Genomic DNA, 15,689 nt, shown 5'->3' with positions numbered 1-15,689 from the left:
TTAGCCTGGCCGACTTAGCGGTGTTTGTCGCAGCGATAGATACCCGCAATGGCCTTCGGCTACCATTCGGAAAGCTTTGAGGCAGGCTGTTTGGGAATATCACGTGTAAGGGATCACGATGTCGACTTCAACGATTTTCAGAGAGTTCTTAGGCAATCTGCGCATCACTAACCACGTCACCATTGAAGACCGATATACAGAGATAACCCGGTCTCTGAATAAGTATTTCCGGGATTTGGATTCAACAGGCAACAACCTTCAGGTTGGCTCTTATGGGCGCTGGACAGCTATAGAAGGCGTTTCAGACCTGGACATGCTCTACATCATGCCCGACAGCGCATGGGAGACCTACAACAAGGATGGTGGGCAGTCTGAGCTGTTGTCAGACGCCCGCGATGCAATTCTAAAGCGCTATCCCACCACCAAGATCACCGTGGATCGCCTGGTGGTATGTGTCACGTTCCAGAATTTCAACGTTGAGGTTCAGCCCGTCTTCAGGCAGGGCGACGGCAGCTTCGTATATCCCGACACCTATAAGGGTGGCGCTTGGAAAATCACCAAGCCCAAGGAGGAAATCGAGGCTACCAAGACGGTTGATGATGACCAAAATGGGAACCTGCGGCGACTGTGCAAAATGCTTCGTGCATGGAAGAACAAGCACGGCATTGGTATCGGCGGTCTGCTGATCGATACCCTGGCGCATAAATTCCTCACGTCGACTGATGCTTATGCCAATGCAAGCTTCGGCTCATACGACTGCATGGTTAGGGATTTCTTCGAGTACGCCAAAAACCTTCCCCAGCAAGACCGGTATGCAGCCCTGGGGAGCCGTCAGCATGTGAAGGTCAAACAGAAATTCCAAAAGCCTGCTAAGCGTGCTTATGAGCTGTGCGTAAAAGCCATCGAGGCGCAGGGCAAGGAATATGAGGGCGATCGCTGGAAGAAGGTTTTCGGGCGCAGTTTTCCGTCGACCCGTACAACCATGCGCGGTGCCATGGAGTCTTTGGGCTCTGCCTATAGCTTCAGGAATACGGAGCAGTTCATTGAGGATCTGTACCCAGTCGATATTCGCTATCCGTTAGCAGTCGACTGTGATGTTGAGCAGGACGGCTTCAGGGAGCGTCTGCTCAGTGAGCTGATCCAGCTTGGCTTGCCCTTGCGTGCACGTAAGACGCTTAAATTCAGAATCACTCATAACGGGGTTTTGCCACCTTACACGGTGAAGTGGAAGGTGCTGAATACCGGAGAGGAAGCTGAAAAGCGTGACTGCATTCGTGGCAGCATTACCAGCGACTCAGGGCGCGAGTCTATTCAAGAGTCGACGAGCTTCAAGGGCGAGCACATGGTGGAGTGCTATATCATCAAGGATGGGGTGGTTGTTGCCCGCAGCCCAATTCAAGTACCGATTAGCGAGAACATATGAGCCAGGCCTCACTGCTCAAGAATATTGCCGAGACAGGCTACAACGTGGGATTTGGTGGCCGTAAGCATTGGGCCACCTATGACATCGTGGAAAAAGTCCCAGGCTTTATTGGTTTCTTGGGAACAGCCGTGGGCATTTTTGCCCTGGTATACGACTCGCTGTCTGCGAAGAATATATCCGCCACCATGGCTGTGATCGGCATTATTGGCATCTATATCTCTGTATATGACTCCAAAAAGTCAGAATATGAAAAGTCTGCTGTAGAGCTCACTAAGATATATAACGGACTGAGAGACCTCTATCGAAAGGTGCAGTCGCTTCCGGCTGATTCGGACTTTACTGCATACCAGGGCGAGCTTTCTGGCTTAGAGGCGCGCTACTATAATGCGTCTATTAGTAAGCAAATTCTTTTCAGCGACTGGTATGCGCATTACAAGTTCTTTTGGCAATACCAGATTGATTGGGTCAATGAGCAGAAGAACTTCTCTTTAGTCAGGGATAAGGTTCCATTGACTGCATGGCTGGCTCTGGCGGCGTTACTGATGTTTTCCGGTGCGTTTTTTGTATCGCGCATCGATACCATTAAGGCTTGCCTGGGGATAGTGTAACCGTCGAGCAGGTTTCGGATTCCTCAGGCTTCTGCTTGTCGCTCCGGTGAGTGAATTTTAATTGGTGGCACAGCAGGAGTAGGGGAAATGACTATGGATGTATTGCTGCATGATGTGCTCCGCAAGATTCATTCGGGAGTGAAGTCATTCGAGCCAGATAGTTCCTCATCCGACGATATCAAAGACTTCCAGAGTCTTGCCAAGACAATAGTTCATGCCCACGCTCTAGGCTACATAGAACAGATGATATCCAGAAAGGAGCACTATTCTGGTAATGGGTATTATGCCGTCATACTTGTGAGAGGAGGGCTCACCTACAAGGGCGAGCAACTTTTACAGCAGTTCTCAGGTCAGCCCACGCCGTTAGATGAGTCTCTAGCTGACCTGTTCGAGAGAGTTCCAAGCCATAGCATTCGAGAGAAGTGGGACAAAGCTCTCCATCGACGAATTACAGACCCAAGCGGTGCTATTACTGCTGCAAGAGCCCTGCTTGAGTCGACGCTGAAGTGGATAATTGAGCAGCGCGGCGGGAAACCGACTGATAGTAACAAAGCGCTTTTCAGCAAGGCCATTGATACTCTTGGGTTAGAGGTAAAAGGAAAGCCCATTGAAAAAACTATTGAGGGTTTGAGCTCGATCATCTGGGGTATAGGTGATATGAGAAACAAGCAGGGTGATGCACATGGAGCAGCATCGGATGCCATCCCTCCGACAAAATATGAAGCTGGATTGTGCGTAAACCTGGCCGGAGCAGTGGCTTTGTACCTTCTGGAAGAATTCGAAGCCGGTGCGTGATCCTTGTTCATAGGCCGAAGGTTGGTCAGGAAGAGAGATTAGTGTAGTAGGCGTAGGGGTAAGTGAAGTTTGGCTTGCCCAGAAGGCTTGAACTGCATCAGCGAATACCAGCCATATGTGCACTCAAACGTCACGATAACGTAGAAGCTGCTGCTTGTGGTGTGAAGTACCCAGAAGCCCCCTTCGCAGTAAAGATGTATTACATCTGATGTTCGAGTTTTAGCTCCCTCCCTGAAACGCTTTCGTTAGCCTTGGTGGCCAGAAACGCAACCTATGCCAGATCTGGTGCAGATGTATATGTTTATTAGGTATCCGGTTACAGGCCATGAACATTGAGCGCTCTGCGCTTTTATAAGGTGTATCTTAGTTCGTCGCGATAATTCAGTGATTGGTATCAAAAAATACGCCCAATAGCTTCTAGGGTCGCTCTTTTCCTCACACCATTACCAATGAGTATGTAAGCAGTATTTAGAGTCTTAAATATGAAGCCGTCTTCGAATTTATGGAGGAAACTTGTACGCACGAAGTCGCCGACATCCCATCGGCGACTGCTATCGTAGATCACGGTATCTGCGTAGATAACTGCGGGCTTTCGATTTGTGTTGGTTAGCTCAGAGAGCTGGACTGGGGTCACTTCTAAATCAATCCACCGCCAGTTCGACACGATGCAGTATTCGGCATATGGGTAGCGCTCACGGACAATCCTTACAGCTTCATCCTGACTGACCTTGGCTCCTGGCATCGGCAGTCCAGCACTAAAGAGCAAAGCGGTTATTTCGTTTAACTTTTCCATCGATTAGCCTCCGTAATAGCGACGCGATGGAGATTCAGCGGCGTAGAGCACTACATCTGAACCCATTTGTACCTGGCTGGCCATGAGCTTGGAGGGGCCACCAAATTGATAGCAACCAAACCTTGTGTGGACGAGGTGAAATAGCTCGCCGCGCTTGGTTCGCTCCTCGATGAGCTTTAGGACATCCGCTACGGCAATACCTTTATTGTCGGGAAAGTCGCAGCTCACGACCGCTTGAAAGCTACGGATGTACAGTCCTTCACCTGGTTCTTCTAGCGTTCGTTTGATGATCTCGGGGTCATTAGTAGCGATGGTATTTACAACGCCATCAGTTTCCTTGCTCGCAAGCGTGATACTCATCCAGCGCTCGCTACCTTTTTTGTTAAGGCACCAGAGGCCCGCGCTTTCGGACTTGAATTCAAAGTCTATATGTCCTGCCTGGGCAGCCATCATGTTTCTCCGCTTCAAATATCTCTTCAGTTGCTATTTCGTCTGGCAGGAAGATCGGAATCATTTGCGCTTGGAACTGAGGTTTCAGGCCCTGTAGGCCAGGGCTTTCGCTTGATGCCATCACGCCTGCTCCTATGCGGCGATGATTTCAAATGGAATTTATTGACGGGATTTGCTGATATGCTCATGCGACATTTAATTTATCGTAGGCGATAAAGAGGTGTCGCGTCAAAGCTGGTCTGATGCTCAATTTTTGGGCTCAAACAAAATGCGGTACGAAGCGGTGTTGGGGCAGGTGCTGCGTGACGTTAGGTTGCAGGCCGGTCTTACGCTCACGGATTGCAGTGAGGCGCTGAGCGTTGCGAACCTGAGTCAGGTTGAAAACGGCCTGGCAGTCATAAAGATCGAGTCCTTGGTTGGTCTCTGTGAAGTGCTCGGCGTTGCTCCAAGCGACGTGTTTTTAATTGTCGAGGCGCGCCGTTCTGGTCTGAGCGTTGATGAGCAGATCGCTGTAAGTGCTGCAAGGCTTGGAAGGCTGTTGGGTACAGGTCGCCTTGGTGGGGGTGCACAGGATGACGTTGTGCGCGATATGCAAAGGCAGAAAGCGAACAGCGCTCGTGCCGCTGTAATGCGGATGCAGCGTGAGGGGCTGCACAAGGAAGAGGTTGCTCGCAGGCTGGGGGTGACAATCAGGACGGTTCAGCGGCACTGGCCTAAGGGTGAAGAGTAATGTCCTCTTCGGAGCTGCTTTGTCTTGGCGCTGTCTTGGTTGAGGGAGCAGGTGGTATCGGGGTCGTAGTCAGCAGCTAACAATTGCCTGGAAACCTGAAAGGATGTGCTTGGCGGTTGATAGCTGGGGTTTTGGGGCTGATTGGCGGGTCGGCGAGCAAAATATTGAAAAAAGATCTTGCATAGTGTATGTGCATGTTCCATAATGCACACATAGATTCTTTCCGTGAAGGCATTCGATCTTCACGTAATGTGCAGCTGGGTGGGGTGGTAAATCCGCTCGGCGTGCCGTTCAACATCGCCAGCTACGCCCTGCTGACCATGATGATCGCCCAGGTCTGCGACCTCGAACCGGGCGATTTCGTCTGGACCGGCGGTGACTGCCACCTGTACGCCAACCACCTCGAGCAGGCCGACCTGCAGCTGACCCGCGAGCCGCTGCCGCTGCCGACCATGAAGCTCAACCCCGCAGTGAAGGACCTGTTTGCCTTCCGTTTCGAGGACTTCGAGCTGCAGAACTACCAGGCCCACCCGCACATTCCCGCGCCGGTGGCGGTGTAACGGTCTAGCCGCCCAGCTCGGCCGCCAGGGCTTCCACTTGCGCGCGCCGCTCGCTCTGCTCCAGGCGTGCGCCGGGGTTGAGCGAGGACCACTCGGGGTGGGCGCGGGCCCTGTGCAGCGCCTGTGGCAGTGGCGCCTGGCGCCAGGCCTGGTCCTGCGGCGTGTCCAGGCGGATCGCCGTGGTCGCCGCGTGGCCGCGCTGCGCCAGGGCTGCCAGCAGCTGGCGCTGGCGCAGGGCGAGCAGGCGCAGCACCTGGTCGTCCACCGTCAGTTCGCGTTGCCCCCTGAGCTTGCCGAGCAGGCGCCCGCCATAGTTGCGCGCGGTCTGCAGGCCGCCGCCGGCCAGGGCGCCGAGCAGCGCGGCGGCGCCCAGGGTGATGCCACCCACCAGCAGGTCGATGCCCACGCCGGTGGCGGCGCCGGCCGCCATCCCGCCACCGACTTTCACCCCCAGCTGGCGCAGGGTTTCCGGGTTGAACAGATCGTCGCCCCAGCGTCCGTCCGTCAGCGGCAGCTCGCCGGTGCGGGCGTCGTCCGCGCGGAAGGCATACAGGCGTAGCAGGGCCTCGACGCACTGCTGCTCGCGCTGGCGCACCGCCTGGTGCAGGGCGGCGATCTCGCCCCGCTCGATCGGCGCCTGGCCGGCCACACTGCGGCGGCCGGCGGCGCAATCGAGCAGCAGCTCGGCGATCAGCCGTGCGCCGGCCTGGCGACGGGCCTCGGCCTGCGCCTCATGGTCGGCGATCAGGCGCTCCAGCTGCGGCCGCGCCGATTCGATCAGCAGGGCCAGGCTCTCGTACAGGCGACGCTCGCCGTCCAGCGGCGGCGCCACCGTGTCGAACGCTACACGCGCGTGCAGGCCCAGGCGAGCCAGGGCCGCGCGCCACTCGTCCTCGCGCTGGCTGGCGGCGTGGGTGAAGTTGAGCACCGGCAGCAGCGGCTTGCCGCAACCGGCCAGCACCGCCAGCTCGTCCTTGTACTTGGCCAGCACCGGCTCGCGGGCGTCGATCACGTACAGGCCGGCGTCGCTGGCCAGCAGCTGGCGCAGCACCTTGGCCTCCTGCTCGAAGCGCTGGCGGGCCTCGGCGCCATCGAGGAAGCGGGCGATGCGTGCCGGGCCATCCAGCCGCTCACCGGGGCGATCCAGGCGCTCCAGGTGCTCGAGCAGGGCGATGGCGTCCTCCAGGCCGGGGGTGTCGTACAGCTCCAGCAGCGCCTCGCCATGCACCGACAGGCGCGCGCCCTCGACGTGGCGGGTGGTGCTGGGGCGGTGCGAGACCTCGCCGAAACCGACGTCGCGCAGCAGGGTGCGCAGCAGCGAGGTCTTGCCGACATTGGTGTGGCCGACCACGGCGAGTTTCAGCGGCCTGGTCATCGGCGGCCCTCTTCCTCGATCCATCTCCCGCCAGCGGGGTAGGGGTGACTCCAGCTGGTCACAGAATGCACGGACTGCCCCCTCTCCCATTGATGGGAGAGGGCTGGGGAGAGGGTGCCATCAGTCATGGCCGCGCTCCAGCCAGGCCAGCGGCGCCGCGTCGGAGAAGGCCAGGCCGAGGCGCTGCAGGGCCTCGTGCCAGTCGCCCAGGCGCTGGCTGTCCAGCGCCTCGCCGGGCGCCGGCGGCAGCAGCCAGATGCGCGTGTCTCCCGCCGTGCGCGACAGCTCGCCGAGCAGCGCCAGGGTGCCGCGGTCCGGCGAGCGGCGCGGGTCGACGGCCACCGCCAGGCGCGCCGGCGGGAAGCGGCCGAGCTGGTCGAGCAGGTGCTGGCGCTGCTCGCGGCTGTCCAGCACGCCGGCATCGGCCACCGCAGCGGGCAGCGGCGGCGGCCAGGGCCGGCGGTCGTCCAGCTCCACTGCCACCAGCAGGGCGCCGGCGCTGGCCTGCAGGTTGGCGCCGGCGCGGCTCTCGGGCAGGGCGGCGGGTGCCACGTCGATCACCCCGAGGCGCTCGGCGGGCGGCTGCAGGCGCTCGGCCAGCAGGCGATAGGCGGGGTCGTTCAGCTCCAGCGTCAGGCGGGCCTGGCCCCGCTGCCAGCGCCACAGACACAGCAGCAGAAGCAGGGCGCGCGGCAGCAGGCCGAACACCAGCAGCACGCCGAGCAGCCAGCCGGCCCAAGCATGGCGGGCGGCCTCGTCGGCCAGCGCGGCCTCGCCGCTGGCGCGGATGGTCTCCACGTCCGGCAGGGGGAAGCCGAGCAGGGCGGGCAGGCCGCCGAGCAGGTGGGTGAGGGCGACGAAGGTGTCGGCCGAGAGCAGGGTGGTCTCCCAGACGAAGCCATAGCGGCGGGTGCTCAGCAGCAGGAGCAGCATCACCAGGGCGGCGCCCAGCGCCAGCAGCCACAGGCCGTGCACCAGTGCGCCGAGCAGCCAGCGGTTGAGCCGTCGGCGCTGCAGCAGCAGGACCAGCGCCGGGCCGAGCTGGGCGGCCGCGGCGTCGCGCGCCAGCTTCTCGCTGAGCCACAGCCACAGGCGGCCGAGGGCGGCCTGGTGCTCGCCGGCCAGCAGCAGGCCGAGCAGCCAGGCGAGCAGGGTGGCGAGGTGCAGGCCGAGCAGGCTGCCCAGGGCCCAGAACAGGTTGACCGGGCTGCTATCGCCCAAGGCGGCGAAGGCCAGGCCGACGCCGCCGGCCAGGGCCAGCAGGGCCAGCGCCAGCAGGGCCAGGCGCGCGCCCTGCAGCCAGTGCCGCAGCGCGCCGGTCTGGCCGTCGCGCGCGGCGAGGCACAGGGCGCGGGCCTCGATGCGCGCCGCCAGGTCGCCGCCGGTCTGGCGCGCCAGGCGGTTGGCCTCGGCGTCTTCCAGCGGGCCGGCATGTTCCTCGCGCAGGCGGATGGTCTCGCACAGCCAGAGGCGTTGCAGGCGCGAGCGGGGAGGCAGGGGGCTGTCTGTCACGCGGCATTCCGTTTGCGGGTCGAGGTCCAAGCATAACCGCTGCGCTGCGCCCCGGGGGAAGCCCGGGTTGTGATGCCGCTGCGCCTGCGACTAGGCTGCAGGCATAACAACGAGAGGAGCGCGGCCATGAAGCTGCCCCACATGGACTGGGTCAACCGTGACTCGCCCTACCTGCGCCAGCACCGCGAGGGCTTCCGCCTGCTGCGCTTCGACGATGAGCTGGAGAGTGCCTATGGGCGCTATCACCTCGGGATTTTCCTGGTGCGCATGCGCCGTGCCCTGCTGGTGGCCATCCTGCTCTTTCTCGCCTTCGCCGTGCTCGACTCGATCAGCCTGCCGGACTCGGTGCGCAACAAGATCCTCGCCATCCGCCTGTTCCTGATCGCACCCACGCTGGTACTGACCTGGCTGGCCACCTTCCGGCGCTCGCTGCACGGCCATCTGCAGCTGATCGGCGGCGTCTGCGCGCTGGTCTGCGGCCTGGGTGTGGACGCCATCATCTGGGTCGCCCGGGCCCATGACTATCCGCTGCCCTACGAGGGCATCATCCTGGTCACGGTGTTCTTCTACTTCCTCACCGGCCTGCGCTTCGCCGCCGCTGCCCTGTGCGGCTGGCTGACCTTTCTCGGCTACCTGCTGGTGGAGCTGGCCAGCGGCCTGCCCGCCGAGGCGCTGCTGTACAACCTGTTCTTCCTCGCCACCGCCAACGTGATCGGCTCGGTGGGCGCCTATTTCCTCGAGTACGCCACCCGCCAGAATTTCCTCGCCCAGGGCCTGCTGCAGGACCTGGCCGAGCGCGACTCTCTGACCGGCCTGCTCAACCGCCGCGCCTTCGGCGAGCGCGCCGAGGCCAGCTGGCGCCAGGCCCTGCGCGAGCGCCAGCCGATCGCCGTGGCGATGCTGGATGTGGACTACTTCAAGCGCTACAACGACCACTACGGCCACAGCGCCGGTGACGAGGCCCTGCGTGCCGTGGCCCGGGTGATCGGCCAGCAGGCCCGGCGCCCGCTGGACATCACCGGGCGCTACGGCGGCGAGGAGTTCGTCGGCCTCTGGTACGGGGTGGCGGAGGCCGAGGTGCTGGCGCTGCTGGAAGGCCTGCGCGCGGAAGTGCAGCGCCTCGGCCTGGCCCACGCCAAGTCCGAGGTGGCGCCGGTGGTGACCATCAGCCTGGGTGTCGCCTGGTTGGTGCCGCAGCCGCACCAGAGCCTGGCCGACGCCCTGCGCCTAGCCGACGTGGCGCTGTACCTGGCCAAGGAGCAGGGGCGCAACCGGGTGGTCGGCAAGCGCCCGGGCAGTAGTCAGGTGGCCTGAGCCGGCGCCAGTCGGTATCCTCGCGCCCATGAAAACGACTCTGCCCCTCTGCCTGATCGCCGCCCTCGCCGACAACCGCGTGATCGGCCGCGACAACCAACTGCCCTGGCACCTGCCGGCGGACCTCAAGCACTTCAAGGCCAAGACCCTCGGCAAGCCGATCATCATGGGCCGCAAGACCTGGGACTCGCTCGGCCGGCCGCTGCCGGGCCGCCTCAACCTGGTGGTCAGCCGCCAGGCCGGGCTGGCGCTGGAAGGCGCCGAGGTGTTCCCCGACCTGGATGCAGCCATCGCCCGCGCCGATGCCTGGGCCCGCGAGCAGGGCGTGGACGAGCTGATGCTGATCGGCGGCGCCCAGCTCTACGAGCAGGGCCTGGCCCTGGCCGAGCGCCTGTACCTGACCCGCGTGGCCCTGCAGCCTGAAGGCGATGCCTGGTTCCCGGCCTTCGCCGAGGGCGACTGGCAGTGCGCCGAGCGCGAGGAGCACGCGGCCGCCGAGGGCAGCCCGGCCTATCGCTTCGAGACCTGGCAGCGCCGCTAGGTTTTTCTGCACGGGCATTGATCGAGGTCGCCTGCGCTCGCCGGTGACGTCCTATGCTTTCGCCTTCTTCCGCCAGGTTTCTGCCCATGACTGACAACACCGCCGGGCCCGCGCAGACGGAAACGGTCGCCGCCCTCTTCGTCCGCCACCCGCTGTGGGAGGATGCCCTGGCCCTGCTGTTCGGCACCGCCCTGGTGGCCCTGGGCATCGCCTTCTACAGCCACGCCGGACTGCTCACCGGCGGCACCGTGGGCATCGCCTTCCTGGCCAAGTACCTGGCCGGCTGGCCGTTCGGCCTGGTGTTCTGCCTGGTCAACCTGCCGTTCTACCTGCTCGGCATCTGGCGCCTGGGCTGGGGCTTCACCCTGCGCACCGGCTGCGCCGTGCTGCTGGTCTCCCTGCTGGCCGAGCTGACCCCGGGCTGGGTCGCCTTCAGCCACCTCAACGTGCTGTACGCGGCGCTGTTCGGCGGCGCGGCCATGGGCCTGGGGCTACTGATGCTGTTCCGCCACAAGGCCAGCCTGGGCGGGGTGAACATCCTCGCGCTGTTCCTCCAGGAGCGCTTCGGCCTGCGCGCCGGCGCGGTGCAGATGGGCATCGATGCGATCATCGTGCTGGGCGCGATCTTCGTGGTGACGCCGGACAAGGTGGCTCTGTCGGTGCTCGGTGCGGTGATGCTCAACCTGGTGCTGGCGCTCAATCACCGCAGTGACCGCTACGTCGGGGTCAGCTGAAGCGCCACAAGCTCGGCGCGCACGGCGCCGTCTTCGATATGCAGCAGGGCGACACTGACTGGTAGTTTGAAGCGCCGCGGCCCGGCGCTGCCGGGGTTGACCCACAGGCGCCCGTCGCGCTCCTCGATCAGCGGCTGGTGCGAATGGCCGGTGACCACCACGCGCACGGACTCGGGCAGGCGCGCCGGCACATCAGTGCCCTGGTGCACCAGGTGGATGTCGATGCCGCCCAGCTGCAGTTCGACCCGCTCGGGCAGTTCCCTGGCCCAGTCCAGTCCCTCGTCGTTATTGCCGCGCACCGCCGTCAGCGGGGCGATCCGGCGCAGGGCGTCGAGAATCTCCGGTCGGCCGATATCGCCGGCATGCAGCAGATGGTCGCAGCCGGCCAGCGCCGCCAGTGCCTCGGGACGTAACAGCCCATGGGTATCGCTGATCAGGCCGATCTTCATGCTGTGCTCCGAGAACTCCGCGTGTTTCACCCGCCCTACAAAGCATAAGCCCGGCGCGGGGCCGGGCTTATATGGGGGGTGCTGCGTGCCTTACTGATCGAGCAGCGCCTTGTCGCGCACCGCGCCCTTGTCGGCGCTGGTGGCCAGCAGGGCGTAGGCTTTCAGTGCGGTGGACACCTTGCGCGCACGCGGGGCGACCGGCTTCCAGCCCTTCTTGTCCTGCTCGACGCGGCGCGCGGCCAGTTCTTCATCCGACACCAGCAGGTTGATGCTGCGGTTGGGGATGTCGATCAGCACCTTGTCGCCGTCCTTGACCAGGCCGATGGCGCCGCCGGCGGCGGCTTCCGGCGAGGCGTGGCCGATGGACAGGCCCGAGGTACCGCCGGAGAAGCGGCCGTCGGTGAGCAGGGCGCAGACCTTGCCCAGGCCCTTGGACTTCAGGTAGCTGGTCGGGTAGAGCATTTCCTGCATGCCCGGGCCGCCTTTCGGGCCTTCGTAGCGGATGATCACGATGTCGCCAGCCTTCACTTCGTCGGCGAGGATACCCTTCACGGCGCTGTCCTGGCTCTCGAAGATCTTCGCCGTGCCTTCGAACACGTGGATTGATTCGTCGACGCCGGCGGTCTTCACCACGCAGCCGTCGAGGGCGATGTTGCCGTACAGCACGGCCAGGCCGCCTTCCTGCGAGTAGGCGTGCTCAACCGAGCGGATGCAGCCATTCTGGCGGTCGTCGTCCAGGGTCTCCCAGCGGGTGCTCTGGCTGAAGGCGACCTGGGTCGGGATGCCGGCTGGGCCGGCCTTGAAGAAGGTGTGGACCTTCTCGTCCAGGGTCTGGGTGATGTCCCACTGGGCGATGGCGTCAGCCATGCTCGGGCTATGCACGGTCGGCACGTCGGTGTGCAGCAGGCCGCCACGGGCAAGCTCGCCGAGGATGGAGAAGATGCCGCCGGCGCGGTGGACGTCTTCCATATGGTACTTCTGGATGTTCGGCGCCACCTTGCACAGTTGCGGCACCTTGCGCGACAGCCGGTCGATGTCGCGCAGGTCGAAGGCCAGCTCGGCCTCCTGGGCGGCGGCCAGCAGGTGCAGGATGGTGTTGGTCGAGCCGCCCATGGCGATGTCCAGGGTCATGGCGTTCTCGAACGCCTTGAAGCTGGCGACGTTGCGCGGCAGCACCGACTCGTCGCCCTCGCCGTAGTAGCGCTGGCACAGCTCGACGACCAGGCGGCCGGCGCGCAGGAACAGCTGCTCGCGATCGCTGTGGGTGGCCAGGGTCGAACCGTTGCCCGGCAGCGACAGGCCCAGGGCCTCGGTCAGGCAGTTCATCGAGTTGGCGGTGAACATGCCGGAGCAGCTGCCGCAGGTCGGGCAGGCGCTGCGCTCGTACTCGGCGACCTTCTCGTCGGAGCAGGAGTCATCGGCGGCCACCACCATGGCGTCGACCAGGTCCAGGCCGTGGTTGGCCAGCTTGGTCTTGCCGGCTTCCATCGGCCCGCCGGAGACGAACACCACCGGGATGTTCAGGCGCAGGGCGGCCATCAGCATGCCGGGGGTGATCTTGTCGCAGTTGGAGATGCAGACGATGGCGTCGGCGCAGTGGGCGTTGACCATGTATTCCACCGAGTCGGCGATGATCTCGCGGCTCGGCAGGGAATACAGCATGCCGTCGTGGCCCATGGCGATGCCGTCGTCCACGGCGATGGTGTTGAATTCCTTGGCCACGCCGCCGGCTTTCTCGATCTCGCGGGCGACCAGCTGGCCCAGGTCCTTCAGGTGCACGTGGCCGGGCACGAACTGGGTGAAGGAGTTGGCGATGGCGATGATCGGTTTCTTGAAGTCTTCGTCCTTCATCCCGGTGGCGCGCCACAGGGCGCGGGCGCCGGCCATGTTGCGGCCGTGGGTGGAGGTTTTCGAGCGGTAATCGGGCATGACGCGGTTCCTGCGGCTAATCAGGTGATGTTCGTATGGTGAGCGTCGACTGGACCGGATGCAAACGGCAGGTGACCGAGCGTTCGGATGGGGCCGCAGGACGAGACGGGGTCGCCGTTCGTTCGGCCCGGGCTCACGGGCCCGCCGGGGGATGGTGGCGAGGAATGGCCCGATTCTACGCCGCCCGCGGCCGCCGGGGAAAGGTTGGCGGACCGCAGGCGGTCGGCACTCAGCTGTTGGGCAGCAGGCGCGCGGTCAGGCTCTTGATGTAGCGGGTTTCCGGGATTGCCGGGTGCACCGGGTGGTCCGGGCCCTGGCCGCCGCGTTCCAGCAGCTGGATGTTGCGGTCGAGGTGGCGGGCGCTGGTCAGCAGGATGTTCTGCAGGTCGTCCTCGGGCAGGTGCATGGAGCAGCTGGCGCTGACCAGGATGCCGTCCTTGTTGAGCAGGCGCATGGCCTGTTCGTTGAGGCGGCGGTAGGCGGCCTCGCCGTTCTTGAGATCTTTTTTCCGCTTGATAAAGGCGGGCGGGTCGGCGACCACCACGTCGAAGCGCTCCTCGGCGGCCTTCAGTTCCTTCAGCGCCTCGAACACATCGCCCTCGATGCAGGTGACCTTCTCGGCCACGCCGTTGAGGGTGGCGTTGCGCTCCACGCCGTCCAGGGCCAGGGCCGAGCCGTCGACGCAGAACACTTCGCTGGCGCCGAAGGCGGCGGCCTGCACGCCCCAGCCGCCGACGTAGCTGAACAGGTCGAGCACGCGCTTGCCCTTGACGTAGGGGGCCAGGCGCGCGCGGTTCATGCGGTGGTCGTAGAACCAGCCGGTCTTCTGCCCGCCCTGCACCGGCGCCTCGAACTTCACGCCGTTCTCTTCCAGCGCCACCCACTCCGGCACCAGGCCGAAGGCGGTCTCGACGTAGCGGGTGAGACCCTCGGCATCGCGCGCGGCGGAGTCGTTCTTGAACAGGATGCCGCGCGGCTTGAGGACCTGCACCAGGGCCTCGATCACCGCGTCCTTGGCGCGCTCCATGGCGGCCGAGGCCAGCTGCACCACCAGGTGGTCGCCGAAGCGGTCCACCACCAGGCCTGGCAGCAGGTCGGAGTCGCCGTAGACCAGGCGGTAGTGCGGGGTGTCGAACAGGCGCTCGCGCAGGCTCAGGGCCACGTTCAGGCGGTGCACCAGCAGCGACTTGTCCAGCACGTGCTTGACGTCGCGCGACAGCAGGCGGGCGCAGATCAGGTTGTTCGGGCTCATCGCGACGATGCCCAGGGCCTTGCCGCCGGCGGCTTCGAGCACGGCCTGGTCGCCGGGCTGGAACAGGTTCAGGGGCGTGGCGGCCACATCGATCTCGTTGCTGTAGACCCACAGGTGGCCCGCGCGCAGGCGGCGATCGGCATTGGCTTTGAGGCGCAGGCTGGGCAGGGACATGGGGCTACTCCGCGAAAAAAGAGCGGAATTATAGCCGTTTCGCCCGGCTCACGGCGTTTACAAAACTTGGCTGTGGCGTCGGGAAAGCTTTGGCTAAACTATGGCGAATTTCTCACTTCAGTTCCTCGCCATGGCCCACGAACTCTCCGCCGAACAGATCCAGCAGGTGCTGCAGGGCATCAGCGTGCCGCCGCAGCCGCAAATCATGGTGGATCTGCAGATGGAGCAGTTCCTGCCCAACCCGGACCTGAAGACCATCGCCAAGCTGATCAGCCAGGACCCGGGCCTGTCAGGCGCGTTGCTGAAGATCGTCAACTCGCCGCACTTCGGCCTGTCCAACCGCATCGCCTCGATCCAGCAGGCGGTCAACCTGCTCGGCTGCAACACGGTGATCAACCTGATCAACGCCCAGTCGATCAAGGGCGAGCTGACCGACGAGGCCATCGTCACCCTCAACCGTTTCTGGGACACCGCCCAGGACGTGGCCATGACCTGCCTGACCCTGGCCAAGCGCATCGGCTACCAGTCGCCGGACGAGGCCTACACCCTGGGGCTGTTCCACAACTGCGGCATCCCGCTGATGCTCAAGCGCTTCCCCAACTACATGACGGTGCTCGAGGAGGCCTACTACAACGCCGGCAGCGAGCGCCGCGTGGTGGATACCGAAAACCGCCTGCTCAACACCAACCACGCGGTGGTGGGCTACTTCACCGCCAAGTCGTGGAACCTGCCGCTGCACCTGTGCGAGGCCATCGCCAACCACCACAACGCGCTGTCCTTCTTCGAGGAGGATGTCGCCCGCGACGCCCAGCTGAAGACGCTGATGGCCATCCTCAAGATGGCCGAGCACATCTGCTCCAGCTACAAGGTGCTGGGCAACCAGGAGCGCGACCACGAGTGGGAGTGCATCCAGACCCTGGTGCTGGAGTACGTGGGGCTGTCCGAATACGACTTCGAGAACCTCAAGGAGTCGATCCGCGAGCTGGGCCCGGGCTGATTCCCCGTTCGCCGCCTTCCCGCTAGGATGGCGGCTGCCCCGCAGTACCCGAG

At 63.5% G+C, this 15,689-nt stretch carries 15 protein-coding genes and 1 pseudogene; 9 read left to right on the top strand and 7 right to left on the bottom strand.

Translation table 11 applies throughout. The annotated features are described in order from the left end of the window. Positions 1 to 118: 118 nt before the first annotated feature. The 3 genes from AAG092_RS10440 (at position 119) to AAG092_RS10430 (ending at position 2,826) form a co-directional block, all read left to right on the top strand. Entirely contained in the window at positions 119 to 1,423 is a 1,305-nt protein-coding gene (locus AAG092_RS10440) for a nucleotidyltransferase (protein ID WP_373386581.1), read from the top strand. Continuing rightward, positions 1,420 to 2,031, top strand: coding sequence for an SLATT domain-containing protein (locus AAG092_RS10435; protein ID WP_373386580.1), 612 nt, complete (start codon positions 1,420 to 1,422; stop codon positions 2,029 to 2,031). The genes AAG092_RS10440 and AAG092_RS10435 overlap by 4 nt, the downstream gene beginning before the upstream one ends. An 87-nt stretch (positions 2,032 to 2,118) precedes the next feature. Beyond that, positions 2,119 to 2,826 carry an abortive infection family protein gene (locus tag AAG092_RS10430; RefSeq protein ID WP_373386579.1) on the top strand — a complete coding sequence of 236 codons (708 nt, stop codon included), beginning with the start codon at positions 2,119 to 2,121 and terminating at the stop codon, positions 2,824 to 2,826. Positions 2,827 to 3,220: 394 nt separating this feature from the next. Here AAG092_RS10430 and AAG092_RS10425 read toward each other — a convergent pair whose 3' ends face one another. Together AAG092_RS10425 and AAG092_RS10420 are read right to left on the bottom strand one after the other, a co-directional pair. Further along, a complete protein-coding gene (locus tag AAG092_RS10425; RefSeq protein ID WP_373386578.1) occupies positions 3,221 to 3,619 on the bottom strand; it encodes a hypothetical protein in 399 nt (132 codons plus the stop codon). A gap of 3 nt (positions 3,620 to 3,622) precedes the next feature. Next, positions 3,623 to 4,072, bottom strand: a complete 450-nt coding sequence (locus tag AAG092_RS10420; protein WP_373386577.1) for a hypothetical protein — start codon at positions 4,070 to 4,072, stop codon at positions 3,623 to 3,625. A gap of 217 nt (positions 4,073 to 4,289) precedes the next feature. Between AAG092_RS10420 and AAG092_RS10415 the strand changes: the two genes are divergently transcribed. Next, complete coding sequence (locus AAG092_RS10415) at positions 4,290 to 4,799, top strand: helix-turn-helix domain-containing protein (RefSeq protein WP_373386576.1); 510 nt, start codon at positions 4,290 to 4,292, stop codon at positions 4,797 to 4,799. A gap of 278 nt (positions 4,800 to 5,077) precedes the next feature. Next, positions 5,078 to 5,359: pseudogene (thyA, locus tag AAG092_RS10410) on the top strand (thymidylate synthase); the annotation flags it as partial. Between the two features lie 4 nt (positions 5,360 to 5,363). Here the strand turns inward: thyA and AAG092_RS10405 are convergent. Together AAG092_RS10405 and AAG092_RS10400 are read right to left on the bottom strand one after the other, a co-directional pair. After that, the gene (locus AAG092_RS10405) at positions 5,364 to 6,734 is read right to left on the bottom strand and encodes a DUF3482 domain-containing protein (RefSeq protein ID WP_373386575.1); all 1,371 of its coding nucleotides are present in this window, start codon (positions 6,732 to 6,734) and stop codon (positions 5,364 to 5,366) included. A gap of 120 nt (positions 6,735 to 6,854) precedes the next feature. Then, positions 6,855 to 8,246, bottom strand: a complete 1,392-nt coding sequence (locus AAG092_RS10400; RefSeq protein WP_373386574.1) for a DUF2868 domain-containing protein — start codon at positions 8,244 to 8,246, stop codon at positions 6,855 to 6,857. Positions 8,247 to 8,372: 126 nt separating this feature from the next. On the opposite strand from AAG092_RS10400, the gene AAG092_RS10395 reads away from it, so the two are divergent. The 3 genes from AAG092_RS10395 to AAG092_RS10385 all read left to right on the top strand — a co-directional run bounded on the left by AAG092_RS10395 (position 8,373) and on the right by AAG092_RS10385 (position 10,835). Then, positions 8,373 to 9,560, top strand: coding sequence for a diguanylate cyclase (locus AAG092_RS10395; protein ID WP_373386571.1), 1,188 nt, complete (start codon positions 8,373 to 8,375; stop codon positions 9,558 to 9,560). 28 nt (positions 9,561 to 9,588) lie between these two features. Next, complete coding sequence (locus tag AAG092_RS10390) at positions 9,589 to 10,101, top strand: dihydrofolate reductase (protein ID WP_373386569.1); 513 nt, start codon at positions 9,589 to 9,591, stop codon at positions 10,099 to 10,101. A gap of 86 nt (positions 10,102 to 10,187) precedes the next feature. Beyond that, entirely contained in the window at positions 10,188 to 10,835 is a 648-nt protein-coding gene (locus tag AAG092_RS10385) for a YitT family protein (protein ID WP_373386567.1), read from the top strand. On the opposite strand, the gene AAG092_RS10380 is transcribed toward AAG092_RS10385, so the two are convergent. From AAG092_RS10380 to AAG092_RS10370, 3 genes are all read right to left on the bottom strand, one after another. Continuing rightward, positions 10,817 to 11,284, bottom strand: coding sequence for a metallophosphoesterase family protein (locus tag AAG092_RS10380; protein ID WP_373386565.1), 468 nt, complete (start codon positions 11,282 to 11,284; stop codon positions 10,817 to 10,819). The two genes, AAG092_RS10385 and AAG092_RS10380, sit on opposite strands and share 19 nt — an antisense overlap. A gap of 90 nt (positions 11,285 to 11,374) precedes the next feature. After that, positions 11,375 to 13,213: a dihydroxy-acid dehydratase gene (ilvD, locus tag AAG092_RS10375; protein WP_373386564.1), complete on the bottom strand. Its 1,839-nt coding sequence runs from the start codon at positions 13,211 to 13,213 to the stop codon at positions 11,375 to 11,377. A 229-nt stretch (positions 13,214 to 13,442) separates the two neighbouring features. Further along, the gene (locus AAG092_RS10370) at positions 13,443 to 14,639 is read right to left on the bottom strand and encodes a class I SAM-dependent rRNA methyltransferase (RefSeq protein ID WP_373386563.1); all 1,197 of its coding nucleotides are present in this window, start codon (positions 14,637 to 14,639) and stop codon (positions 13,443 to 13,445) included. Between the two features lie 184 nt (positions 14,640 to 14,823). On the opposite strand from AAG092_RS10370, the gene AAG092_RS10365 reads away from it, so the two are divergent. Further along, positions 14,824 to 15,636, top strand: coding sequence for an HDOD domain-containing protein (locus tag AAG092_RS10365; protein WP_373389583.1), 813 nt, complete (start codon positions 14,824 to 14,826; stop codon positions 15,634 to 15,636). The last annotated feature ends 53 nt before the right edge of the window (positions 15,637 to 15,689 follow it).

Origin of the sequence: Pseudomonas alcaligenes, assembly GCF_041729615.1 — a bacterium.
Classification (GTDB): domain Bacteria; phylum Pseudomonadota; class Gammaproteobacteria; order Pseudomonadales; family Pseudomonadaceae; genus Aquipseudomonas; species Aquipseudomonas alcaligenes_B.
Note: the sequence above shows the minus strand (reverse complement) of the source record. Positions and strands in the feature narration are given on the sequence as shown.